Annotated in this window: 18 protein-coding genes and 1 tRNA gene; 7 read left to right on the forward strand and 12 right to left on the reverse strand. The window is 46.4% G+C overall.

Features of this window, described 5'->3' with window-relative positions:
• Together F752_RS24355 and F752_RS24360 are read left to right on the forward strand one after the other, a co-directional pair.
• Positions 1-4,232: gliding motility-associated C-terminal domain-containing protein (locus F752_RS24355; protein WP_017732680.1), on the forward strand; the 4,232-nt coding region annotated here is incomplete at its 5' end.
• Between the two features lie 14 nt (positions 4,233-4,246).
• On the forward strand, positions 4,247-5,161 hold the full coding sequence (locus F752_RS24360) for a PorP/SprF family type IX secretion system membrane protein (protein ID WP_040664747.1): 915 nt from the start codon (positions 4,247-4,249) through the stop codon (positions 5,159-5,161).
• Between the two features lie 104 nt (positions 5,162-5,265).
• On the opposite strand, the gene F752_RS0115610 is transcribed toward F752_RS24360, so the two are convergent.
• From F752_RS0115610 to tsaD, 5 genes are all read right to left on the reverse strand, one after another.
• Positions 5,266-5,787: an HNH endonuclease gene (locus F752_RS0115610; RefSeq protein WP_026135780.1), complete on the reverse strand. Its 522-nt coding sequence runs from the start codon at positions 5,785-5,787 to the stop codon at positions 5,266-5,268.
• 12 nt (positions 5,788-5,799) lie between these two features.
• Positions 5,800-6,588, reverse strand: a complete 789-nt coding sequence (locus F752_RS0115615; RefSeq protein ID WP_017732683.1) for a C40 family peptidase — start codon at positions 6,586-6,588, stop codon at positions 5,800-5,802.
• Between the two features lie 4 nt (positions 6,589-6,592).
• Positions 6,593-7,066, reverse strand: coding sequence for an SsrA-binding protein SmpB (gene smpB / locus F752_RS0115620; RefSeq protein WP_026135781.1), 474 nt, complete (start codon positions 7,064-7,066; stop codon positions 6,593-6,595).
• Positions 7,067-7,092: 26 nt separating this feature from the next.
• Positions 7,093-7,491: a thioesterase family protein gene (locus tag F752_RS0115625; RefSeq protein ID WP_017732685.1), complete on the reverse strand. Its 399-nt coding sequence runs from the start codon at positions 7,489-7,491 to the stop codon at positions 7,093-7,095.
• 174 nt (positions 7,492-7,665) lie between these two features.
• The gene (gene tsaD, locus F752_RS0115630) at positions 7,666-8,667 is read right to left on the reverse strand and encodes a tRNA (adenosine(37)-N6)-threonylcarbamoyltransferase complex transferase subunit TsaD (RefSeq protein ID WP_017732686.1); all 1,002 of its coding nucleotides are present in this window, start codon (positions 8,665-8,667) and stop codon (positions 7,666-7,668) included.
• Between the two features lie 7 nt (positions 8,668-8,674).
• Here tsaD and F752_RS0115635 point away from each other — a divergent pair, with 7 nt between their 5' ends.
• Together F752_RS0115635 and F752_RS25470 are read left to right on the forward strand one after the other, a co-directional pair.
• Entirely contained in the window at positions 8,675-13,249 is a 4,575-nt protein-coding gene (locus F752_RS0115635; RefSeq protein ID WP_017732687.1) for a translocation/assembly module TamB domain-containing protein, read from the forward strand.
• 58 nt (positions 13,250-13,307) lie between these two features.
• The gene (locus tag F752_RS25470) at positions 13,308-14,141 is read left to right on the forward strand and encodes a DUF6089 family protein (RefSeq protein ID WP_017732688.1); all 834 of its coding nucleotides are present in this window, start codon (positions 13,308-13,310) and stop codon (positions 14,139-14,141) included.
• 196 nt (positions 14,142-14,337) lie between these two features.
• On the opposite strand, the gene F752_RS0115650 is transcribed toward F752_RS25470, so the two are convergent.
• Genes F752_RS0115650 through F752_RS0115665 form a run of 4 tightly spaced genes read right to left on the reverse strand, consistent with a single transcriptional unit; the run spans position 14,338 to position 18,661 of the window.
• Complete coding sequence (locus F752_RS0115650) at positions 14,338-15,636, reverse strand: nucleotide sugar dehydrogenase (RefSeq protein WP_017732690.1); 1,299 nt, start codon at positions 15,634-15,636, stop codon at positions 14,338-14,340.
• A gap of 30 nt (positions 15,637-15,666) precedes the next feature.
• Positions 15,667-16,512, reverse strand: a complete 846-nt coding sequence (kdsA, locus tag F752_RS0115655) for a 3-deoxy-8-phosphooctulonate synthase (protein WP_017732691.1) — start codon at positions 16,510-16,512, stop codon at positions 15,667-15,669.
• Positions 16,513-16,523: 11 nt separating this feature from the next.
• Entirely contained in the window at positions 16,524-17,090 is a 567-nt protein-coding gene (locus tag F752_RS0115660; RefSeq protein ID WP_017732692.1) for a KdsC family phosphatase, read from the reverse strand.
• A gap of 29 nt (positions 17,091-17,119) precedes the next feature.
• Entirely contained in the window at positions 17,120-18,661 is a 1,542-nt protein-coding gene (locus tag F752_RS0115665) for a carbon-nitrogen hydrolase family protein (protein ID WP_017732693.1), read from the reverse strand.
• Positions 18,662-18,915: 254 nt separating this feature from the next.
• On the opposite strand from F752_RS0115665, the gene F752_RS0115670 reads away from it, so the two are divergent.
• Positions 18,916-21,357 carry a penicillin acylase family protein gene (locus F752_RS0115670; protein WP_026135782.1) on the forward strand — a complete coding sequence of 814 codons (2,442 nt, stop codon included), beginning with the start codon at positions 18,916-18,918 and terminating at the stop codon, positions 21,355-21,357.
• Positions 21,354-21,737 (forward strand): hypothetical protein, encoded by a 384-nt coding sequence (locus tag F752_RS0115675; RefSeq protein ID WP_017732695.1) that lies wholly within the window; start codon positions 21,354-21,356, stop codon positions 21,735-21,737. Before F752_RS0115670 ends, F752_RS0115675 begins: the two co-directional genes overlap by 4 nt.
• 192 nt (positions 21,738-21,929) lie before the next feature.
• On the opposite strand, the gene F752_RS0115680 is transcribed toward F752_RS0115675, so the two are convergent.
• The 3 genes from F752_RS0115680 to F752_RS0115690 form a co-directional block, all read right to left on the reverse strand.
• Complete coding sequence (locus tag F752_RS0115680) at positions 21,930-22,430, reverse strand: DUF4920 domain-containing protein (protein WP_017732696.1); 501 nt, start codon at positions 22,428-22,430, stop codon at positions 21,930-21,932.
• A 65-nt stretch (positions 22,431-22,495) separates the two neighbouring features.
• Positions 22,496-22,741: a heavy-metal-associated domain-containing protein gene (locus F752_RS0115685; protein WP_017732697.1), complete on the reverse strand. Its 246-nt coding sequence runs from the start codon at positions 22,739-22,741 to the stop codon at positions 22,496-22,498.
• 17 nt (positions 22,742-22,758) lie between these two features.
• The gene (locus F752_RS0115690; RefSeq protein WP_017732698.1) at positions 22,759-23,640 is read right to left on the reverse strand and encodes a response regulator; all 882 of its coding nucleotides are present in this window, start codon (positions 23,638-23,640) and stop codon (positions 22,759-22,761) included.
• A gap of 654 nt (positions 23,641-24,294) precedes the next feature.
• On the opposite strand from F752_RS0115690, the gene F752_RS0115695 reads away from it, so the two are divergent.
• A tRNA-Arg gene (locus tag F752_RS0115695) sits at positions 24,295-24,368 on the forward strand.
• Positions 24,369-24,370 lie beyond the last annotated feature (2 nt).

Below are 24,370 nucleotides of genomic sequence, written 5' to 3' on the forward strand. Positions count from 1 at the left end.
CTAAACTACCGCAGGGAACTTATAAAGCAACCGCTCAGCTCTCCAACGGCTGCGGAGGCATCAACGCCTCTGCTACTGTAGAACAGATTGCACCTGCCTTTGAAATGGTCTTTGCTCCTAAAGCAAATACTGCCTGTGCGCCTTTCAATGGTGGATTTACCATCTCTTCGCTTACCTTCAATGGTACAGCTTATAACGATGAGGCTTCCATCAGCAGCAACTTTAGCTTTGTCTACTTCACAGAGGAAGACCATCTTGCCGGAACCGGAAGCGGAACACCTACCGGTACCGTTACGGCTAATCTTGCGCCAGGCACCTACTATGTAATCGCCACCAAGACTACGGCAAATCCCGGAGAAGACTGTCCTTCTGTGCCTGTTGCCGTTATCGTTCCCGACCAGCCTGTCTACCCGCTGCTTTCTGTTGCCACTACCAGAGAAGATGATTCCTGCGACGATGCCAATGCGACCGGCATTGTTACGGCCACTCTTACTGAGGATGGTAACCCTCCTGCCACAGGATATACTGTTACATGGGTGAAGGTAGAGAATGGAGTGGAAACACCGCTGCTCGATGCCGTACCTACTGCTACTATCTCTACCGACCAGTTAACCATCTCTAAACTACCGCAGGGAACTTATAAAGCAACCGCTCAGCTCTCCAACGGCTGCGGAGGCATCAACGCCTCTGCTACTGTAGAACAGATTGCACCTGCCTTTGAAATGGTCTTTGCTCCTAAAGCAAATACTGCCTGTGCGCCTTTCAATGGTGGATTTACCATCTCTTCGCTTACCTTCAATGGTACAGCTTATAACGATGAGGCTTCCATCAGCAGCAACTTTAGCTTTGTCTACTTCACAGAGGAAGACCATCTTGCCGGAACCGGAAGCGGAACACCTACCGGTACCGTTACGGCTAATCTTGCGCCAGGCACCTACTATGTAATCGCCACCAAGACTACGGCAAATCCCGGAGAAGACTGTCCTTCTGTGCCTGTTGCCGTTATCGTTCCCGACCAGCCTGTCTACCCGCTGCTTTCTGTTGCCACTACCAGAGAAGATGATTCCTGCGACGATGCCAATGCGACCGGCATTGTTACGGCCACTCTTACTGAGGATGGTAACCCTCCTGCCACAGGATATACTGTTACATGGGTGAAGGTAGAGAATGGAGTGGAAACACCGCTGCTCGATGCCGTACCTACTGCTACTATCTCTACCGACCAGTTAACCATCTCTAAACTACCGCAGGGAACTTATAAAGCAACCGCTCAGCTCTCCAACGGCTGCGGAGGCATCAACGCCTCTGCTACTGTAGAACAGATTGCACCTGCCTTTGAAATGGTCTTTGCTCCTAAAGCAAATACTGCCTGTGCGCCTTTCAATGGTGGATTTACCATCTCTTCGCTTACCTTCAATGGTACAGCTTATAACGATGAGGCTTCCATCAGCAGCAACTTTAGCTTTGTCTACTTCACAGAGGAAGACCATCTTGCCGGAACCGGAAGCGGAACACCTACCGGTACCGTTACGGCTAATCTTGCGCCAGGCACCTACTATGTAATCGCCACCAAGACTACGGCAAATCCCGGAGAAGACTGTCCTTCTGTGCCTGTTGCCGTTATCGTTCCCGACCAGCCTGTCTACCCGCTGCTTTCTGTTGCCACTACCAGAGAAGATGATTCCTGCGACGATGCCAATGCGACCGGCATTGTTACGGCCACTCTTACTGAGGATGGTAACCCTCCTGCCACAGGATATACTGTTACATGGGTGAAGGTAGAGAATGGAGTGGAAACACCGCTGCTCGATGCCGTACCTACTGCTACTATCTCTACCGACCAGTTAACCATCTCTAAACTACCGCAGGGAACTTATAAAGCAACCGCTCAGCTCTCCAACGGCTGCGGAGACATCAATGCTTCTGCACAGGTAATTCAGGAGGAGAAGAATATTGCTCTTGTTTACAGTACTTCTCCTCAGGTAGGTTGCCCTAATGGTGGAGAAATCAATATTACTGCGCTTACCATCAATGGAGGAGCGGCTATAGCTCCTTCCGAATTTACCTTTAAGTGGTTTAAGAAAGGAACAGACGGAACAGCCACTGAAATTACCGGCGTTTCCGGACCAACGCTCAATGTATCAACTTATCCGGTTATCGAAACCGGCACTTACCTGGTGGAAGTGGTTAAAAACAACGGTACTGCCGCCGGCTGTGGAACTCAAATGGATATTGTAATACCATTTAGCAGTACACAACCGGAGATTGTGCTTAACCACCTTCGTCCGGTTTCCGGCTGTAATCTGGATAGCAAAGGGCTGATTGAAATTCAGCTTTTAAGTCATAGTGTAAACCAGTCTGGCAGCAGCATGAACCTTACCTGGTACAAATCTCCTACTTACGATGAGAGAAGAACCAGCTGGACCCTCCATAAGCCTCTGCAAACGTACAACCCGGGCGACATCGTAAAACTAGAGAATCTGGAAGCCGCCTTCTATTATGCAGAGGTAATTGACCCAAGTACCGGCTGCCCTGCTGTAGTCGAGGCCTTTTACATAGAAGAAATCGCCATTTCTGCGATTATGTCGGCCTCAGGTCAGGACAGATGGATGTGTTCCCCACCGAATGGCGAGATGTTCATATTCATGGTCAATGAGGAAGATTATACACAATACTATCCGGAAAGCAAGATTGATATTACCATCAGAAAAGAGGAGGATGGTTCAGTAATAAGCAGGCAGATAGACCTTTTGCAAACAGACAGGTTAAATTTAACCGGACTTGATGTAGGTACCTATTTCGTTACTTTCACTGAGACTGGTTTGAATGGCTGCCCGATTACTGCCGATACTGTTCAGATCATGGATATTTCTGAAAGCCCACAGCCTGTAATTGAACAGAACCAACCATATATCATGTGCGACTCTTCTTTGGCAAACGGTGTATTGAACGGGTATGTGATGGTTAACGGAACAAAAACTACTGAAGGCTTTTCTTTTGCCTGGTACGAAGGTGAAGTGGAAGATAATTCAGGCGCTGCCCAGCCGGTAAGTGAACTGGCTACTGCTACAGACCTGAGAGATACACTTTATACCCTCGTGGTAACAAACGACCAGACCGGCTGTACCGCTTTTGTCCGACATACCATCCTTAACGAGTCTGCTCCGCCAGTTCCGGTTATTACGCAGGAAACTCTTCTTACCAAATGCGATCCGGCACTTGCTAATGCAGCGCTGGCAGCAAAGGTTGACGGAAACACCAGCGGTTACACGTTCGAATGGTTCCTGGGTCAGGCTGACCTGAGTACTCCTGCCGGTACAGCTATTTCAACAGAAGCAACTGCCACCGGCCTGCAGGACACAACCTATACGGTACGCGTTACACGGACCAGTACTGGTTGCCAGGGATTGGCCAGCTACACAATTGCAGTAGATTATCCGGTAATTCCAGCAGACTCTTCCTGGATTATTTCCACTCCTTCCACCAGCTGCCAGTTCCCGAACGGCTCGCTTGAAGTGGGTGTGGACAGTCTGTATTCAAACTACAGTTTTAACTGGTATAAGGGGCCTGTTGCCCATCCGGACAGCCTGATTGCCGCTGACGTCCATAAGCTGGAAAACCTGAGCACAGGAATCTACACCATCACCATTACCAGTTTGGAAAATGGTTGTACTTCTACAGCCTTCACAAAAGAAGTCGGTGAAGATTACTACTTCCCTAAGTACATCATCAACATTGTACCCAGCACCTGTACTAAAGAAGGGTCTGCCACAGTGGTGGACATAGAAGGAAAAATACCTCATTATGAATGGTACAATGAAAGCAAAACCGAAATAGTGGCTTCCAATGGCCCTTTTTATGGCAATGCCGGAACTTACTGGCTAAAAATTACCTCTGACCTCGGCTGTATTAAATGGGTTCCGGTAGAAATTAACAGTGTGGTAGACCCTTATAATGCGGTTTCCATCAATGGCGACGGACAAAATGATTATTTCCACATCGATTGTATAGAGTTATTCCCGAAAAACAGGGTGAGGATTTACAACCGTGCCGGAACACTCGTTTTTGAGGCGGAGGGATACGACAATAATCTCAACTCTTTTAATGGAATTGGCAATCGTGGACTGTACTTCAGCGGAAAATTACTTCCTGTAGGTACTTACTACTACCATATAGACAAGGGGCACAGAGGGGAAGAACCACAAATAGGATTTTTGGAAATTTTAAGATAAGAGAGGGAACTAAAATGAAAAAATCACTTATTGTTGTAACAGCATTTTTCATGTTATGTCTGTCTGTGCAGGCACAACAAAGACCTGTGTTCTCTCAATACATGTTTAACATGCTGGCCCTTAATCCTGCTTATGCAGGCAATCAGAAACAACTCAGCATTACCGCCCTTGCCAGAAATCAGTGGGTTAACCTAGAGGGTGCTCCACAAACCCAAACCATTACCTCCCACAGTAACTTTCGTAAAAAGAATATCGGTTTAGGTATGATGTTGTATAACGAATCTATTGGTGTCCATTCCGATATTGGGGCCTACTTCTCCTATGCATACCAGATAAAATTTAAAAAAAGTATGCTGTCACTGGGTTTACAGGGTGGATTAAACCAACTGGTTTCCGATTACACAAAATTAAACTCCCGCTCATTTGGTGCCGCCGACCCAAGCCTGAAGAGGTACAAAAGTCTGAATCCGAATTTCGGTACAGGCATTTTCTACAGTACCAGAACAGCCTATGCCGGTTTCTCCGTACCTTACCTCATCAATAATAAGGTTATGCAAGCCACTGAAAGCAAAGTGGTCGAGTCTTCTGAAAAGAGATATTATTTTTTAACAGGAGGTAAAGTTTTTGATGTAACGGCCAATGTTAAATTGAAACCATCCTTCTTAATCCGACTACAGGAAAGAGCTCCTTTAAGCTTTGATGCCAGTCTTAATTTTTTTATTGATGAAGTTTTGAATGTAGGGGTAAGTTTTCGTAACCAGGATGCAGTTGCAGGTATGTTTCAACTTGACCTGAACGAAAATTTCAGTTTTGGCTATGCTTATGACTATACTCTTTCAGGTTTAGGAGAGCATGCCCGGGGTTCTCATGAGATGATGATAAATTACAGAATTCGCCTCACTTCCTTTCCCTGCCATTCTTACTTTTAACCACTCTTAGGAGGAGACACTATAACCACCTCTATCATGGTGCATGCAAAAAAATCATAGGGCATCAACAATCCAATTTATACTCCTTCCACAAACAACTTAACCTATGCACTGGCCCGGCGGCCGGTCTGCTGGAGGTAAGGGTCCCATTCCTTCTGGAATAGGCCACTGTGGTTCCGGAGAAAATCAAGATAAGAAGGTTTTTCTGGCTTTTTACGGAGGCGAAGGCCGGCAGCCTCGGGCGTAAAATCGCCTTTACGTGCATTGCAGCGCTTGCAGGCCGTTACCAGATTGGTCCAGCTGGAAGCTCCTTTTTTTGAGCGGGGCACCACATGGTCGAGCGTAAGATCCTTCTGGGTACCACAATACTGGCAGGTATAAGCATCGCGCTTAAAAATGTTCTGGCGGGTAAGGATTACCCCTTTATAGGGAAGCGGAATATAGCGCTGGAGGCGAATTACGGCCGGCATCGGAAAAGAACGGTTTACACTATGCAGGGCTCCGCCTTCCACATTGGCTAACATTTCAGCCTTTTCGAGAAAAATTAACAGAAATGCTCTTTGTACAGAGCAAACAGCTATTGGACTATAATCAAAATTAAGGACTAAGACTCGACTCCCATCCATATCGAAGGTTCTTTAAGTAATCAATCTTTTAACTAAACATAAACGGTGTGTGTAAATTCCTTTTTCTTTATTTAAAATACCTTTTTCATCAAGCTGGTCAACCCTCACTTTTCCGGAGGCATGGATAATCTGGTTATGCTCCAGTAAAATTCCTACATGAACCACCCGCCCCGCTGCATTATCGAAAAAAGCAAGATCACCAGGCTTTGCTTCTCCCAGATTTGCCACAGTCTTCCCCTGCCGGGCCTGCTGGCTGGCATCCCTCCTGAGTGGATAGCCACATAATTTAAAGGTCATTTGTACAAATCCGGAACAGTCAATCCCGAAGGGAGTTTTTCCTCCCCATAAATAAGGACTGTTAATATACTGAAAAGCAATGTCTTTTAAAACAGCAAATTCTCTTATCTTTCTCACGGGCAGCCGCTTCCCGCCATATTTTACCTGAGCACTTAAATCGAAAAGCTCATTCCCTGTCAGCGGCAAAAGGCTGCCATATACAATATGCAGCACCTCCTCTTTCAGCTGAATGCGGCTGCTCACCTCTCCACAGGCCTGGTATTCAAGTGCAGAAAGTTCCTCGAAATACTCCTCCGTAATGGCATGGTGCTGCTTTGCATTTATCCAGCCTTCATACTCATCGAACTGAATCTGAATCTGCAGCCAGTCTCCGTTCACAGATTCTCCAAGCACCGTATAATGATCGCCAAACAGCAATTGCGTAACCATTTCGCTACTTTCCCTTCCTTCGGCCCTTACAGGTACAATACTCAGGCGACACAGGCCTTTTTCCTGCTTATTCATACGATTAAAACTTAATTTTGCTTAGTTCCCTCTTAATATCGCGCTCTTTTATGCTTTCCCGCTTATCGTGGAGCTTCTTACCTCGTGCAAGGGCAATTTCGAGCTTTGCAAAACCTCTTCCACTCAAAAAGAGCCGGATAGGAACAATGGTAAGCCCTTTCTCCTCAATTTTGGTTTTAAGCTTTAAGAGTTCCTTTTTATTGAGGAGCAGTTTGCGCTGCCGCAGAGGTTCATGGTTAAAGTTGTTCGCCTGTTCATAAGCAGAAATATGCATATTCTGCACCCACAGCTCTTCTCCATAAAAGGTACAGTACGCTTCCTGCAGGTTCACCCGCCCTTCCCGGATAGATTTAATTTCCGTACCTCTTAAAACCATACCGGCAGTAAACTTTTCAATGAACTCGTATTCAAAGCTTGCCTTTCGGTTTTTAATGTTGATATTATTTGCAAACCGTTGCTTATCCTTATCTTTTGCCATAGTTCTCTTTAGGCCCTGGCGGCCATTCATCCATTTTTTATCTTACTGAAAATCTTTTCCAGTTTCTCTTTTTTTAACACCTTTTGCCCGGTGGTACCTTCTGCAATCAGCCTTTCCCCGGCCTTTACGCGTATAGTACAAATTAGCTCATGCCCCACCAGGCGCTCCACCTGCGCCTCTATCAGCAGCTCCTCTCCTAATAAAGCCGGGCTTTTATGTTCTATCGTAAGCCGGGTGCCAATCCCTTCTTCATCTTCCTCCTTCATTTCCAGCACAAAAAGGCGCGATGACCATTCCATTTCACGGGCCAGGGCAAAGGTAGAGCAGACCGGGTGAACCTCTTCCCCACTGAAAGCCGCCACCTCTGCATCTGTAACTTTAAACCTATGTATTTTGACATCGCCGGCAGTAAAAATGTTTTTCATTTCACAGTCTTGAGTAGTGAGCCTTGAGTAGTGAGTCAGCTGGGTTATGTAATCTTACTGAAGCCTCACAATTTCAGGGACTTCTTATTTTCGTAATTTATTTTTTTAATTCTACATCATTATAAGAATCCTCCTGCACACTCAAGACTAAAGACTCAAGACTCAGGACTTTCATCAAAACTTCATCCGCGGCATGGGGCTAACATCCTGCGGACAAAACTCTCCGGCCTGGTATTTATAATGAGCCGCCATGGCAATCATGGCGGCATTGTCGGTACAATACTCAAAAGCGGGTATGTATACCTGCCAGCCTCTTTTTTCTGCTTCTTCCCGTAACCCCTTTCGCAGGCCACTATTAGCCGATACGCCACCGGCAATGGCAATATGCTTTATATCCGTTTCACGGGCGGCCTTTCTAAGCTTTTGCAGGAGCATTTCCACTAAAGTATACTGGAGGCTGGCGCAAATGTCGGCCATGTTCTTTTCTGCAAAATCCGGATCGGATTTTTGCTTGTCCTGCAAAAAGTAAAGTACCGCTGTTTTAATACCGCTAAAGGAATAGTTTAAGCCCTGCATTTCGCTGAGGGGAAAAGGAAAAGCCTGGGGGTTTCCTTTCTGGGCCCACTGGTCTACCAAAGGACCACCCGGGTAAGGCAGGCCCAGCAGCTTCGCTGTCTTATCAAATGCTTCTCCAACGGCATCATCCTGGGTTTCCCCTATAATTTCCATGTCAAGGAAATCGTTTACCCTTACAATTTGGGTATGACCGCCACTTACAGTTAAGCAAAGAAAGGGAAATGGCGGCTTAGGGTCGTCGATAAAATGGGCCAGGATGTGGGCCTGCATATGGTTTACGTCTATTAAGGGAACTCCTAAACCCAGGGCAAAGGACTTTGCAAAAGAAGACCCTACCAGCAGCGCCCCTAATAATCCAGGGCCACGGGTAAAAGCTACCGCATCAAGCTCTTTTTTTGTTATATTTGCTTCCTGTAATGCCTTATGAACTACCGGGATGATGTTTTGCTGATGGGCACGCGAGGCCAGCTCAGGCACCACACCGCCCCACTGTTCATGAACCTGCTGGCTTGCTACTACATTGGCAAGTATTTTGCTATTACTGATAACAGATGCCGAGGTTTCGTCGCAGGACGATTCAATTGCTAATATTGAACACATAATTCGTTTGTCAGAAGAAAAAGAATTTCCGCAAGATAATAAAAAGGGGTTTCTCAAGATAATTCTCCTTTTTTTTGTCTCTTTACTGCTGCTACTGGCTGTTTTGGCCGGGGTATTGCAGTTTCCTGCGGTTCAGACAAAGGTAGTACAAAAAATGGCTACCTACCTGAGCGACAAAACCGGTTTTCCGGTGGAGGTAGAGCAGGTAAGTCTGCGTTGGTTCGATGCGCTTACCCTCGGTGGGTTGAAGGTATATGACCAGCAGGACAGCCTGATGATAAGCGTTGATGAAGCTTTTGTGGATTTTCGTCTCCTCAATCTTATCGACAGTCGCCAGCCCTCACTCGATGAAGTGGTGCTGGACCACCCGAAGGTCCAGCTGATTAAAAATACCCCGGAGCGGGGCCTCAATATCAATGCTTTTATTAAAAACCTCCGCCAGCTGCTGCCGGAAAGAAATAAGAGCACAAAAACTTATGTTCCCTTTTTAATCGGGGAAATAAGCGTTCATGAAGGTACTTTCAGCTATCACGATCCCTACAAAGATTCATTAGAGGAAATTTTCGATTACAACCACATGGATCTCCGGCATATTAACGGTCAGCTGGAGGATTTCAGAATTATTGCCGATACCATTGAATTTGATGTACAGGCTCTGGAGGCACTTGCTCCCCGCTACGATTTTTCTGTAAAGGAGCTGCAAACCTTTTTCCGCTTTACCGAACGCTCCATGCTCTTCGACCAGCTGGCGCTAAAAGCAGGAGAAAGTACTATTCGCGACAGCCTCTCTTTCAATTACAACAGCATTGAGGCCCTTGAATATTTTGTTGACAGTGTACAAATTAAGGCAAAGCTCGACAATGCTGTAGTACACGCTAAAGACCTTGCGGTATTTGCCCCCTACTTTAAACAATTTGAGGATACTTATTATCTGAGCGGCCGCTTTGACGGAAGCATCAGCGATTTTGAAACAGAAGACATTCATGTTCGCCTGGGCGACAGCTACTTTAAAGGAGCCGTTAGCATGGATGGGCTCCCGGACTTTAACGAAACTTTTATTGAGGCAGAGCTGCTGGATTCCAGGTTGAAACCGGAGGATTTTGCCCCCTATTTCAGCACCTTTCTGTACGACAATATCAGGAAGTTTGGCACTACTTCTTTTAACGGACAGTTTCTCGGCTTCCCGACTGATTTTGTGGCAAATGGCACTTTCGATACCGGATTAGGGCACATTCGCTCTGATATTAACCTCAAGCTTAATACCCAGAACCAGGACCTCTCCACCTATAGCGGCGCTCTGGCGCTCCATAATTTTAAGCTGGCCCGGTTTCTGGAAGAACCTTCGCTGAAGCAGATAAGCATGCAGGGGAAAGTAGATGGAAGTGGTTTTTCCTTAGCATCTGCCAGGCTAAACCTTGACGCCAACATTTTCCAGATTGGATATAATGATTATAACTACCGGAACATCAGAACCAAAGGAAAGCTGGCCCGCAGCTTTTTTGAAGGCGACTTAGCCATTAAAGATCCTAACCTCCAGGTGGAAGGAAAAGGCTCCATTGATTTCCGGAATCAGCAGCAAAAAATTAAAGTTTCTGCCCGGCTCGACACTGCTTTTCTTCAACCCTTAAAGCTATCGGAAAAAGAAGCCTTTTTCAGTGCCAATGTAGATATAAACATTTCCGGAGTTGATATTGACGAAATTCAGGGAGAGATGTACCTGGCGGATGCTTACATCCAGTATAACCAAAGGGATCTTAGCCTCGACACCCTGTCCTTCTTCTCTGCTATTGATGAGAACGGGCGCCAGCTGATGGTTGAAACGGATAAGGTAGACCTGTACGCATCAGGAGACTTTGACTATACCACGCTGGCAAAAGATGTGGAGCGCCTGTATAAGGAATATGCTATGAACTTCCGGAACCAGTCGGAAGAGATAGACAACTATTACCAGGAAAAAGAGGCTCCGGAGGATTATCAAAAGTACAGGCTCGACTACGTGGCGAAGCTAAAGGATGTAAATCCGGTTCTCCAGCTGCTGGTACCGGAGCTTTCCATTTCAGCAAATACAGAAGTGCAGGGTAGCTTTAGCGGGGGCTATACCTCTATCCTGTCTGCCAATACCTTTATCGATACCCTGCAGTACCGCGATGACATCTTTTACCAGCTGCAGGCGGAGGTAAATACCTCTAAAATTGCCGATAGTACCAACGTTCTGGCCATGGCCTTCCTCCATTCTGCTACACAGGAAATCAAAGGCTTCACTTCCACTGAAGACCTGATTCTGGAAGCCATCTGGGATCGGGACCATATTGAACTTTCAGGAGAATTACAGCAGCAGGATAGCGACAATTTTATAGACTTACAGGCCGGGATATTCTTTCAGGAAGACCAAACCGCCCTGCGTTTCGAGCAGTCCGATCTTCACCTGCTGGAAAACACCTGGAAGATTTCAAAAGACAACCGGATTCTTTTAAAAGACGGGAATGTTTATTTCGAGAATTTTGAGATCAAGGACCGGGACCAGTTTATACTTGCCGAAGGAGTTCTTTCCGAAGATCCTTCCAGGGTTCTGGACATTCAGGTAAACAACTTCCAGCTGGCCAATCTCAATCCTATTCTGGATCAGCAACTGGCAGGTGCTGTAAATGGATATGTTGCAGTGCAGAACGTTTTTAAAACCCCCGTACTGGACGGGCAACTGAAGGCGACAGACCTTAAGGTAGACAAATTTCTGGTAGGCGACCTGCTGCTGGATACCCGCTGGAACCCGGAGGCAGAGCACCTGGATGTGAATATTGATGCCATGCGCATGGGCAACCATATTCTTACCGCAGAAGGATATTATAACCCTTTTCAGGAAGAAAACAACCTCCACATCGATGCCATTTTAAATAAAACGAACCTGAGTGTAATCGAACCCTTTGTCGACGATATTTTCTCTGAAATAAAAGGTACTGCCAGTGGTAAAGTTTTAATTACGGGTACCCCACTCCACCCTATTCTCCGGGGTGGCGGAAGTGTAAATAACGGCCATATCAAAATAAACTATTTAAATACTGCCTATACTTTTGAAGGTGGCTTTATCTTCTCCGAGAACGAGATAGGCTTCAGAAAGCTACAGGTACTGGATACGGATGGCAACCCAGCCGTAGTCGACGGGGGTATTTTCCATGACGGCTTCACCAACTTCATTATCAATATCGAAGCCGAGCTAATGGGTACGATGGTTCTTAATACTACCTATCACGACAATGAATTGTATTACGGTACAGCCTATGCCGTTGGTGAGCTGGAAGTATTAGGACCTATCAATAATCTGAATTTTATTGCAAATGCCCGCTCTGCCAAAGGCACCAAAATGTACATTCCTATCGATTTTGGAGTAGACCTTGTGCAGGAAGATTTCATTCACTTCGTCAGCCAGCAAGACACCCTTGCTCATCAGGAGGCAAGCATGGATGTGGGCGTCTCTGGCATCAAACTCGACTTCGACCTGGAAATTACGCCCGATGCCTATGTGGAGATTATCTTCGACCTCCGGGCGGGCGATATTATACGCGGAAGAGGAAATGGTAAGCTAAGCCTGCAGATTGATACTGAAGGGGAATTCAATATGTTTGGTACTTATGAGATTTTGCAGGGAGCCTACAATTTTACCCTCTTCAATGTTATTACCAAAGAATTTGTAATTGACCCCGGCAGCACTATTCGCTGGGATGGAGACCCTTATGGCGGCACTCTAAATATTCTGGCCTCTTACCACCAGTCCGCCAGCCTCCTGCCTGTTTTAAACAGTGCGGAAGGAAATAAAGACAACTCCTTGGCCAGGCGGCCTTACCCGGTGGTTGTATTAATGGATTTGGAGGGAGATTTACTGTCACCAAGCATTGCTTTTGATATAGAGGTACAGGATTATCCAAATATCTATTTTCCGGAAATACAGCGATTCGAGAGTTTATTAGCGAATGATGAGCAGTTTCTGAACCGGCAGGTTTTTAACCTGATTGTGCTACGTCAGTTTGCGCCCAGCTATGGTCAGTATCACCAGAATGCATTTGGCCTGGGCTCCCAAACAGCCGTAAGTAGCATCAGCGAACTGCTGTCCAACCAGTTTAGCGCTCTTGCTACCCAAATTGATGAAAACCTCGAAATAGACCTGGATGTCAGCAGCAGTCTGGATGAGGATGCCATCAATACTTTTCAGCTTAGGCTGAGCTATACCCTTTTAGATGGCCGCCTGCGCATTACCCGCGATGGCAGTATTTACAGCAAAGCTGAGCAGCAGGGTGTATCGAATCTCATAGGCGACTGGACCGTCGAATACCTGCTTACACCAGACGGCCAGTACAAAATTAAAATGTACAGCCGCAACAATTTTAACCAGCTGACTAATACCATATACCTCGACAGCTACACCCAGGGAGTCAGTCTTTCGCAAACAAAGCGTTTCGATTCGTTGAAGGAGCTATTCCAGAAACAAAAGAAAAAGCAACCATTGAAGCAGCCGGACTTTCCCATACAGGATAATAGTGATGAGGGGCTGCTAAAGGAGGAGGAGAAAGTTTCTTCTGAAAACCTGTAGCAGGCAGGTAGATTCAGTAGAGTGACAGGTATTAGCCATATTTTTATATATTGCCGAAATGAAATCTCTCTCTACTTTCATTCTTCTCTTTATTACCCTCTCTCCTGTCTTTGCACAAAGGTTTTACCCAAGCGGCACCCAAAGCAGGGAAAGAATTGCAATAGGCCTCGGCTCTGCCACCTATATGGGGGACCTGCAGGAATCCAGCCTGCCGACTTCCACGCCTAACCTTATGCTGAGTTACGAGTATCAGTGGACACCCCGCTGGGCCTTACGGGCCGACGGGCTTGTGTACCGAATTGCCGCCAGCGACGCAAATTCCCTGGATCCCGGTCGTGCTGCCCGGAATCTCTCCTTCTTTTCTAATAATTTAGAGTTGAGCGGCTCCATTATGCTCTTTCTGTTCAGGGAGCTTCCTGCTGCTTACAGCCAGCGGAGAAAACTGAATATGTACGCCCTCCTTGGTTTTGGTGCCACCTGGTTTAACCCGCAGGCACAGCTGAATGGAAAAACGTATAACTTAAGGAAATACCAGACCGAAGGTGTTGCTTATGGCAGGCTAAGCCCGGTTATACCATCCGGCATGGGCCTGATGGCAAAAGTTAGCCAGCGCCTGAATATAGCCATGGAAGTAACGTACAGGATATCTTTTACCGACTACCTGGATGATGTAAGCAGCCAGTACATTGCCCGGGAAAACTTTACTTCGGAAGTTGCCGCCACCCTGGCAGACCGGAGAATCGAAAAGGGGCTTGAACCTGCAGCAGCCGGAAGTAGGCGGGGAAATCCTGCCCTGAAAGATGGATATGCTCTTTACAACATCAGGCTTAGCTACTATCTTAACAGCATGTATTACGGAGCAAAGGACCGGAAGAAAAAACTAATCAGGTAATACAGCAAGGAGCAGAAATGACCTCAACTTGAATCACTGATGGAAAAAGAGCAGGAGAAAAGAAGAAAGGTTTCGTCAGGTCCATGCCCGTATCCATCAGCCTCTTTTGGTGAATAGCGATTTGAATCATTTGTGCCCGAAAAACAAAAAAGGCCATTCCTGCTGAATGGCCTTTTTATTTCCCTGAAAGCAGAAATTAAAGGCTTCGATATGGAAGGGCTTCTGCCTTCCCTCTAATAGCACCTTTTACATCGAAAATAAGACCTCCTTCTGATAGCAACTCTTTGAAGTAGGAAGCCGGCTTCTCTACATACTCCTTATGGTTTACGGCCAGAATGATGGCATCGTAGGGCTGGTTAAGGTTATCTGCCAGGCCAAACCCGTATTCATGGAGGAGCTCCTCACTATCGGCATGCGGGTCGGTAACGTCAACATTTACACTGAATGATTTTAACTCATTTACCACATCGGCTACCTTACTATTCCGGATGTCGCTTACGTTTTCTTTAAATGTTGCGCCCATTACCAGCACCCGGCTTTGCTTAAGCGACTTATCCATTTTAATGATGTGCTGAACCACATCCTTGGCTATAAGGCTGCCCATGCTATCGTTGATGTGCCTTCCGGAAAGGATTACTTTTGAATGATAGCCAAGCTCGCTCGATTTATGGGTGAGATAATAAGGGTCAACTCCTATACAGTGGCCGCCTACCAGACCGGGGAAAAACTTCAGGAAATTCCATTTAGTACCTGCCGCTTCCAGCACTTCATAGGTGTTGATGCCGATTTTATTAAAGATGATGGACAGCTCGTTCATGAGGGCGATGTTTAAATCGCGCTGGGTGTTTTCGATAATCTTGGCTGCCTCTGCTACTTTAATGTTCGATGCTTTATGTACCCCAGCTTTAATGATAGAGCCATATACCTGGGAAATTACTTCGGCAGATTCCTCATCGCAACCAGACACCACCTTTACAATTCGGGTAAGCGTATGCTCCTTATCGCCCGGATTGATACGTTCCGGGGAGTATCCTACTTTAAAATCCTCCACGAATTTCAGGCCTGACTCTTTTTCCAGTACAGGCACACAATCCTCTTCGGTACAGCCGGGATAGACGGTTGATTCAAAAACCACATAGTCTCCTTTTTTCAGTACTTTCCCCACCGTTTTACAGGCAGACAGCAAAGGCTTCAGGTCAGGATTTTTATGCTCATCGATAGGGGTTGGAACGGCCACCACATAGAATTTCGCCTCCCTGATTCCTTCCAGATCAGCTGTAAAGTTTATGTCGGCACCTTCAAAGTCCTCCTTAGGAAGTTCTTTGCTCGGGTCGATTCCCTGCTTCATCATTTCAACACGTTTGGCATTGATGTCGAAGCCTATTACCGAATATTTCCTGCCGAATTCAAGCGCAATTGGCAGCCCAACATAGCCAAGTCCAATCACACAAATTTTTTCCTTTTTATCAGCTAATGCCTGATAGAGATTTTCCATGTTTATTTAAATATTAAAGAAGAAAGAGTTTCAATTATTTTGTGCTATATATTTCTTGCTGTTCTCCCACACATCCTTCAGCATTTGAAGAAATGCTTCCATCTGTGCCAAAGGAACCATATTGGGGCCATCGCTGAGCGCTTTCTCAGGCATAGGGTGGGTTTCTATAAAGAAGCCATCCACCCCGGCTGCAGCAGCTGCTCTTGCTAAAAACGGGGCAAACTGCCGCTGCCCGCCTGAGCTACCACCTGCACCGCCCGGCTGCTGCACGCTATGGGTTACATCAAATATAACCGGCGAATACTGGCGCATGGTAGGCAGTGCCCGCATATCCACCACCAGGTTATGGTAACCAAAACTTACGCCTCTTTCGGTAAGGCAGGCATTTTCGTTACCGCTTTCCCGGACTTTATGGATAGCATACTGCATATCTTCAGGGGCCATAAACTGTCCCCTTTTAATATTAACCCCTTTTCCGCTATTGCCGGCTGCCAGCAAAAGGTCTGTCTGGCGGCATAGGAAAGCCGGTATCTGCAATACATCTACCACTTCTGCCACTTCCCCTATCTGGTAGGACTCATGCACATCGGTAATCAACGGAAGGTCAAGCTCCCTGCCTATGCGCTGCAAAGTCTCCAGTGCTTTATCCATGCCTACTCCCCTAAAAGAGCCGGCCGAGGTACGGTTTGCCTTATCGAAAGAGGCCTTAAATACATACTGGATGTCCAGCTTCCGACAAATTTCTTTTACAGTAGCAGCAGTTTCGTAGCAGATATCATAACTTTCAACCGCACAGGGGCCGGATAGCAGCACCAGCTTCCCATCGCCCAACACGATATTTTTGGCCAGATGCACTGGTTTTTCAAATCTTTTCACGAACGAATTGTTTAGGATTTTTCCTGATAATTTTCCAGATACTGCCACATAGCCTGCTCAAACTTTCCCTGAGCAGCCAGAATAAGGTCGGCAGCTTCGCGAAATACGCCTTCTCCCCCTCGGGCTTCGGTAACGAGGTGAGCATACGCTTTTACATAGGGCTTGGCATCCTGTGGGGTAATGGCAAAGCCACACTGCTTCAGAACCGGAATATCAATGATATCATCGCCCAGGTAAGAGATTTCTTCATCCTGCAGCTCCCATTCTTTTTTAATTTCCTGGTACTGCTGGTACTTGTCTTTAATTCCATGGTAATGAAAGTCCATGCCCATTTCTTCCATTCTTAGACGAACTACTTCAGAAGAGCGCCCGGTAATGGCTCCAACCCGGAGTCCGGAATGGCGAAGCATCTTCATTACCTGCCCGTCCTTCACATTAAATATCTTCAGCTCGGTACCGGCATTGTCATAAATAATTCCCCCATTCGTTAGCACCCCATCCACATCGCAAATAATCATTTTTACTTTTCGTGCTTTGTCTATTTGCGTGCTGGTATAAGCTTCAAGTATCGATTCCATTCAGTGGCTTTTCTGCTGCAAACTTAAATTTATTTCCTGATTTGCTTCCATTTTACATTGTACAAATCTATGCGCCTTTGTTGCAGATTTCTTACACTGCCCTGGGTGCGTAGTTTCTTAAGCAAGTCCAGGTCCAGGTCGACCAGAATCGTTGTTTCCGTATTAGGGGTGGCCTCGGCTACGACGGCATCGTGCGGGAAGGAGAAATCAGACGGAGAAAATACAGCCGACTGCGAATACTGAATATCCATATTCTCCACCCTCGGCAGGTTACCCACACTCCCTGTAATGGCTACATAGCATTCATTTTCAATGGCCCGGGCCTGGGCACAGCGCCTTACCCGCAGGTAGGCATTCTTCGTATCGGTCCAGAAAGGCACGAAAAGGATATCCATATCCTGCTCGGCCAGTATGCGGCTAAGCTCCGGGAATTCCACATCGTAACAGATGAGTACCCCCACACGGCCTGCATCGGTTTCGAAAACATTCAGGTGGTAACCTCCCTGTAAGCCCCAGTAGCTCGATTCGTCGGGCGTAATATGCAGTTTGTACTGCGAATCAATGGTACCATCGCGGCGACAGAGGTAGCTAACATTGTAGAGGTTATTATCTTTATACTCGGGCATGGAGCCGCAGATAATATTGATGTTGTAAGACACCGCCATGTTCAGCATCTCGTCGCGAATTTGCTCGGTATAATCTGATAGTAAACGAACGGCATCGGCCGCACTTACCTCATTAAAGAGGGCCATGAGCGGCGCGTTAAAGAATTCCGGGAAGAGCACAAAATCGGCATTATAGCTCGATACGGTATCGACGAAAAATTCTACCTGCTGCAGCAGGTCCTCTACCGAGCGAACCCTTCGCATTTGCCACTGCACCAGACCGGCCCGTACAATGGATTTCCGGCGGCCAATAAGCTTTTCTTCTTCTTCGTAATAAACGTTTATCCATTCCAGCAGTGTGGCATACGACTTACTTGCCTTATCATCAGGCATGTAGCGGGTCATAACCTTGCGCACGTGAAAGTCGTTGGCCAGCTGAAAGCTCAGCACCGGGTCGTATACTTCTTTCTTTTTTACCTCTTCGATATATTGCTTAGGCGTAAGCTTTTTAAAATAATTGGCATAGCCTGGTATACGTCCGCCTGCAATTATAGCCCGCAGGTTCAGGTTTTCGCACAGCTCCTTTCGGGCATCGTATAAACGACGGCCAAGGCGAATACCGCGGTAGTCGGGATGCACAAAAACATCCGTTCCATACAGGGTATCCCCTTCCGGATCGTGGGTGTCGAATTTACCCGAATTGGTAATCTGATCGTAAGTATGCTGGTCGCCAAACTTGGAGTAATCAACAATAATCGACAAGGCAGCCGCCACCAGTTTTCCGCGATCTTCTATACAAATCTGTCCTTCCGGGAAAACCTTCAGCAGGTTGGTAAGTTCTTTTTTAGTCCATGCCCCTCCTACCTTTGCATAGACCATATTCATTATTTCTTTGATATCTTCGTAATCCGATAATTTTATTATCCGCAGCTTTAAGCGGTGTTCTAATTCCTGCGATTCGAGCATGTTCTTTTTCGAGAATTATATTTTTAGATTTTATCTTCCTTAAATTTGAAGCAATTTACCTAAATAAAGGCATCAAGCCTAACAGCCACCCCTTTAGCATAAAATTTTAATAGCTAAAGCTGGGGCGGCAGGTAAATTTTTTATAATTTTTGCGAGGCTGGAAAAAAATATCATTCATTCCTGCTCCCCGGCAATGGTTTCGCCTCCTTGGCGTTGCTATTTTGAAACAGCTAAATTTTGATTTGTTTTACCACATGAGGCTACTAAAGTTTTCCGTTTCCTTTATCATAACTGTAATCTTTCTCATTGTGTTAAATAACCGCTTAGGAACCATTCCTCCCCTGGGGAAATTCCTCGACCCTTTTAACGGTTTTTATCGCAATGCTAAAATAAAAGAAGACCATTTTCTGCAGGAGAAGCTGGCTTTGCCCGGTCTTCAGGAAGAGGTCCGCATTCAGTACGATGAGTTTCTGGTTCCGCACATTACCGCCGCCAACAACCACGACCTCTATTATGCCCAGGGATATGTTACTGCTATGCACCGGCTCTGGCAAATGGAGCTGCAAACCCATTTTGCAGCCGGCCGCCTCTCAGAAATTTTCGGAGAAAGTATGCTGGAGCGCGACCGCCTGATGCGCCGGAAGGGCCTCCGCTACGGAGCCGAGAACTCTCTACGGGTAATGGAGCAGGACCCGGAGGTAAAAGAAGCACTGGCCGCCTATTCCAGGGGAATCAATGACTATATCCGCCAGCTGGATTTCGCTGAACTTCCTTTCGAGTATAAGCTGCTGGACTACCGGCCGGAAGAATGGTCGCCCCTGAAATCGGCTTTATTGCTAAAGTATATGGCCAACGATTTGGCTGGCCGTGATTACGACCTGGAAAACACCAACATCGTTAAATTATTTGGAAAAGAAACTTTCGATCTGCTATTCCCGGAAAGGCTTCCAAATACCGACCCCATTATTCCTGAAGGAACCCCGTGGAAGTTTAAGCCTGAAGCTGTTACAGTCCCGGAAAAGAAATACCCTTCCCTTTTTACCAAAGAAACCATTGCCAAACCTGAAAAGGATAATGGCAGCAACAACTGGGCCGTCAGTGGCGAAAAAACAAGGAGTGGCAATCCTATGCTGGCCAATGACCCACACCTGCAGCTGAACCTTCCCTCTATCTGGTATGCCTTGCAGCTCACCAATCCGGATGCCAATACCTATGGTGTTAGCTTACCGGGCGCCCCGGGCATCATTATTGGCTTTAATGATTCTATAGCCTGGGGAGTGACCAATGCCACCCGCGATGTAATGGACTGGTATGCCATTCGCTTTAAAACCGATGAGCGCGATGAATATGAATATGATGGTAAATGGCTGAAAACCGAAGAAAGAATAGAGAAAATAAAAGTAAGACCTGGTAACTTCTGGCAGGGCGAAGAGATACAGCTCGATACGGTTATTTACACCCACCATGGACCTGTCGTTTATGATGAGGCTTTCCCGGGCGACAGCGCCCAGCTGGCGTATGCCCTTCGCTGGACGGCTCACAGTGGCAGCAACGAGCTTAAAACATTTTTACAACTCAACAGGGCCCACAACTACCAAGAGTTTGAAGAGGCGCTGATTCCATACCAGGCTCCTGCGCAGAACTTTGTTTTTGCCTCTGTAGCAGGAACCATTGCCATGTGGGTACAGGGTAAGTTTCCGCTGAAATGGAAGGAACAGGGTAAATTTCTGATGGACGGCAGCCGGCGCGAACATGAATGGCAGGGCTATATTCCGCAAATGCAAAACGCCCATATTGTTAATCCGAAACGAGGCTTTGTTAGCTCGGCCAACCAAATGCCCGTAGGCAGCGGCTACCCTTATTATACCTACGACCAGAACTACCAGCACTACCGGAACCGGCGTATCAATCAAATTCTGGCAAAAATGGACCACATCACCCTCAAGGATATGATGCAGCTCCAGAACGATAATTTTAACCTGAAAGCCAAAGAAACCCTGCCCTGGATGCTGGACTCCCTTGAGGTAGAGGCGCTTACAAACGAGCAGCAAAGAGCTTTTAAGATGCTGAATGAATGGGATTACCTGCAACTGGCAAAAGCCAAGGCGCCTGCGCTGTACGAGGCGTGGTGGTCGAAGTTCAGAGAGTTACTATGGGATGAATTCAGCTCCTTAAATGTTGCGGTAATTGAACCTGATAATGGAGCTACGGTAGCCCTTCTGCAGAAAGATCCGACTACCCCCTTCATAGATAATCGCTTAACGCCTGAAAAGGAAAATCTAAACGACCTGCTCCACACTTCTTTTGCCCTTGCGGTGGAAGAAATAGAAAAGTGGGAAGAAGAACATGAAGAGGAAGCCAGCTGGGGCAATATTAAGAACAGCAGCATAAAGCACCTCTCTCAGCAGGATGCCCTCAGTGTAACAGATTTACAGGTGGATGGTGGCAGGGACATCGTAAATGCAAACAGCGGCCGGCACGGAGCCAGCTGGCGCATGGTTGTGGAGCTTAGTCAGCCTATCCAGGCCTTTGGTGTATACCCGGGCGGACAGTCGGGCAACCCGGGCAGCCCTTTTTACAGCAACTTTATTGAAAGCTGGCGCAAGGGCGAATACAACCCTCTTTATTTCATTAATGAGCAGCAGTCTTTCGAAGACAAAATTATTTTTACCCAAACGCTTTATCCTGAACCATGAAATTTCTTGTACAGCTTATACTCATTGCCCTCTCCACCTATCTGGCAGAACTGGTATTTCCCTGGTGGACGGCCGCTCTGTGTGCTTTTGTTATTGCCGCACTTATCCCCTCCGGAGGCCCTAAAGCATTTCTCAGTGGCTTTTTAGGAGTCGGTCTTTTATGGCTGGGAGCAGCCCTCTTCTTCAGCATCCGAACCGATTATATTTTAACTGACAGGGTGGCTGATTTAATGCAAATGGGGAGCCCTTTTATTCTCATTCTCCTTACCGCTCTTATCGGCGCCCTGAGTGGCGGCCTTGGTGCCCTGAGCGGAAGTCAGTTAAGAAAGCTCCTTCGGCAGAAAAGAAAAACAAGCAGCCGTTACCATTCCAGTTTTTGATCATATAATGGTGAATAGGCCTTCTAAGAGTATAAGATTTACTCTCTGCTGAAGTGGACACATGCAGGAAATAAAACGGCAGCGCATCCGTCCACGGTGCTTCGTGCTTCGACTTTAGGTAAAGAAAAACGCCACACTCTCTCTGGAACGTGGCGTTTGTATATAATAAATTTCCAGGCAATAAGAGAGGGATTACCGGATTAAAACGCCGGTCGCTTCAAAGCTATATTCTTCTTCGGGCGCTGTAATTTGGGCTAATTCTTCAGGGGAAGCGCCTTCATCCATTGCATAATGCCGGAGCGTTGCCACATCGGTTACAGTCTTTTGCAGTATTCCCTCAAGCACCACTTCCCCGCCGGTCAAATCTTTAGGAACAAAAAAGCCATAGTCTTTAAAGGTCACGCGCATTACTTCCTCTTCCCCTATATTTACTTTCATCCAGCAGCCTTTTTTCGAACAGCTGCTAATTGCCCTGGCCGTAAGCTTTACTTCCACAGAATCCTTTTCCGCCAGAAGCGCCGGAACCTGCTCTGCCTCAATGGCTCCCTCAGGATTAATCTGCGCACCGAATGATTGCCACTCTTTTTCCTGCGCAACTTCCGCTTCAACAACAGGGCTCTGAGACTTTTCCTGTTCCCTCTGACACCCTGCCAGCAGGAGTCCTAAGGCTAAAAAAAGAACATTTTTACGCATTTTTGTATGTCATTTTAGCCTGAAGATAAGCAATCCTGCAAAGAAATAAATTAAGCGGGGCCTGATTATTTTTTACCGAAAAGAGTATTTAAAATTCCGCCCTTCTTTGGTGTGGCCGTAAATCCAGCCCTTTTTACCGCCTGCATTACCTGGTCCTGATCCAGATCTTTACCACTGGCAGTTAAGGTTTTATCCTTATCGCTGGTATCGACCTTCCACTCGTCCAGGCCCTGCAGTTCGTTTAGCTCGGGCGTTACTTTAGCGACACAATTTCCGCAATTAATATTGGTTTTAAATTTATAAGTACTCATAGTTCTAACATCTTAAATTAAACAACAGCCTCTAAATACACCAGCACCTGCTCACCATGTAACTGAATAGCCGAATAGTGCTGCTCAACAGCAAATCCATCTTCCGGCGGAGCCTCCAGCGCCTGCTGCAATTGTTCCAGCGAACATTCCAGTGCTGCAAGGCCGAGCATTTTTAGGCTCGGCTTGTGCTTATGGCGGAGACCCCGCAGGTAAACAGCATCCTTCAACTGACCTTTCTTCAAATCGTCTAAAATTTCTCTGAACGATTGTTGGTAAAGCAGCAACAGTTGTTTTTTAAATTCAGTATCTCCTTTTACTATACCATCCACTTTCTCCTGTAAAGGATTCACCGGCTGGTCCTGCTCTTTTTTACAGAGGCTTTTATATATAAGATTATACAGATCTTCCGGTTTAAAAGGTTTCATCAGGCAATCGTTTATATTACAATTCTGTATCTCTGGCTGAAGTGACAAAATAGCGGAGGCAGTGAGGGCCATGACAGGAACCTTACCGTTGTGGCTACTGAGGCTCCTTATTTGTCTGGTGGCCTCGAAACCATCCATTCCCGGCATCTGCAAATCCATCAGGATAATATCAAAATCCTTTTCCGCCGCCTTTTTTACACCTTCTTTCCCGTCTCCGGCTATTTCCACCTGCAAGCCCCACTTCTCCAGCATCTTGCTTGTTACGAGCTGATTTACCCGGTTATCGTCCACCAGTAACACTTTCTTTTGATAAAGAAAACTTGAAGTAGTTAAGGAAGGACAAAAACTGCTGGCCAATCCTTTCTCTAACCGCAGCAACGAATTTTCACCGGGCTTTTCCACCTGCTCTGGCTCTTCCCACTTCAGGAGCCTTTCTTCCGGCCGATGATCCTCATTTGCAAACTCAACTCCCATACTTGTTAATTCTCTCCTGCAAAACTATACATTAGCTACCTTCTTATAGCCTACCGTTAATACGCCGGGAGAGAAGATTGTGTATAGGGATGTAATAAGAAAATACTTATTGCAAAAAAACGCCAGGTAGCTTATTTCCAAAACCTCCTTTAGTTGGACTCATGAGATATTTTGTTGCAGTGCAACGGCAATTCTTTATTGTTTGGAAGAATTTGACTCATTACCTACCAACTTAAGGAATGGCCGAATTTAAAGCCAAAGGAACTTATGCATTACCCCAGGCTTGCTTTTCTCCTGACGTGAAATAAGGAGGATAACTAAATCACCTTTATTTTAAACGTAGCAAAGCGACTATTAAATTAGTTTCACCTGAGACTAAGGCTCATAACCTACTCCCCAGGGAGTCTCTTTATTATTAGAATTTACCGGAGGGCTGTTAGCTAATTTATTTTAATAGGTGTGACTTGCATAAACCTCTGTTTTTTACTTTATTTGCACTCTCATTTAAAGAATGGCCCACCGGCACTATTATAATGAGAAAAGCTTCGCTGAAGCAGAGGGCCTCATAGCACAGGCTACGCGCCCCGGACTACGCGTCCCGACTGCATAGAGCAACTGCCTTTTAAGCAATAGGCTTTAGGAATAATAAAAATTGGTCTCATAGCTCAACTGGATAGAGCAACTGCCTTCTAAGCAGTAGGTTTCAGGTTCGAGTCCTGATGGGATCACG

It is taken from the genome of Nafulsella turpanensis ZLM-10 (assembly GCF_000346615.1).
In the GTDB taxonomy this organism is placed as follows: domain Bacteria; phylum Bacteroidota; class Bacteroidia; order Cytophagales; family Cyclobacteriaceae; genus Nafulsella; species Nafulsella turpanensis.